The 1,262-nt window shown below is 60.6% G+C and carries 1 protein-coding gene; it reads left to right on the forward strand.

Features of this window, described 5'->3' with window-relative positions; genetic code table 11:
- The first annotated feature begins 60 nt into the window (after window positions 1–60).
- A protein-coding gene (locus ACQ4WL_RS27580) for an IS3 family transposase (protein WP_436512899.1) occupies window positions 61–1,229 on the forward strand; the annotation gives its coding sequence in 2 pieces (ribosomal slippage) (window positions 61–325 and window positions 325–1,229; 1,170 coding nt in all).
- Window positions 1,230–1,262: the final 33 nt, after the last annotated feature.

A 1,262-nucleotide genomic window follows, 5' to 3' on the forward strand; every position in this document is an offset into this window, starting at 1 on the left:
TGAGGTACCCTGACTTTTTCGGACACTCTAGTTTGGTAAACTTCACCGACTGGAGAACTTATGACACGCTCAACAACATACACACCGGAGCTTCGGGAAGAAGCGGTAAAACTGGTCCTGACACAAGGCCTGGCGCTGGAAGACGCCGCGTTGCGCCTGACCATTCCAAAGGGCACGCTGGCCAACTGGGTGAGTGCGGCAAGGCACGGCACGTCGCCCAAAGTGGCCCTTGGCAGCCGCTCCGTCCCGGAGCTTGAGGCCGAGGTAACCAAGCTGCGCAAAGAGCTCGCCGAGGCCCGCATGGAGCGCGATATCGTAAAAAAAGCGGCAGCGTACTTTGCGCGGGAGTCGCTGCCAGGTACGCGGTCATGAAGACCTTGCGACTCGAATTTCCTGTCACCGTCATGTGCCGCGTCTTTGGCGTCTCGCGCAGCGGTTTCTACGCCTGGGCGAGCGGCAAACCGTCACGGCGGACGCAGGAAGACGCGCGCCTGAAGATCGCCATCGAGGCTGTGCACGCACAGAGCAGGCAGACCTATGGCCCGTTGCGCATGCAGCCGGAACTGACGGCGCAAGGCTTCCCGGCCGGCCGTGACCGCATCGTCCGTCTGCGTCGCGAGCTCGCCCTGCGCTGCAAGCAGAAGCGCAAGTTCAAGGCCACCACGAACTCGAACCATGACTTGCCGGTGGCCGACAACCTGCTCAATCAGACCTTTGCACCGACCCGTCCGAACGAAGCCTGGGTGACCGACATCACCTATGTGGCCACCGGGGAAGGCTGGCTTTACTTGGCCGGCATCAAGGACGTGTTCACCTGTGAGCTGGTGGGCTACGCGATGGACGAGCGCATGACGCAAACGCTGACGGCAACGGCGCTGTGGAAGGCCGTGCGCAATAAACGCCCCGCGCCGGGCCTGATTCACCACTCAGACCGTGGCAGCCAGTACTGCGCCCATGACTATCAAAAACTGGTGACGCAGTTCGGCATGAAGCCGTCCATGTCGCGCCGAGGGAACTGCTACGACAACGCGCCCATGGAGAGCTTCTGGGGCAGCCTGAAAAACGAACTGGTGCACCATCAACGTTACGCCACCCGGGCAGACGCGAAAGCGGCAATACAGGAATACATCGAAAGCTTTTACAACCGCCAGCGACGCCATTCGCGCCTTGGCAATGTTCCGCCCGCGTTGTTCGCTGAGAAATTCAGCAAACAGCCACGGGTGGCTTGAAACAAGAGTGTCCGCTATTGACAGTACACCTCA

This window comes from Janthinobacterium kochi, from assembly GCF_051380715.1.
Taxonomy (GTDB): domain Bacteria; phylum Pseudomonadota; class Gammaproteobacteria; order Burkholderiales; family Burkholderiaceae_D; genus Janthinobacterium.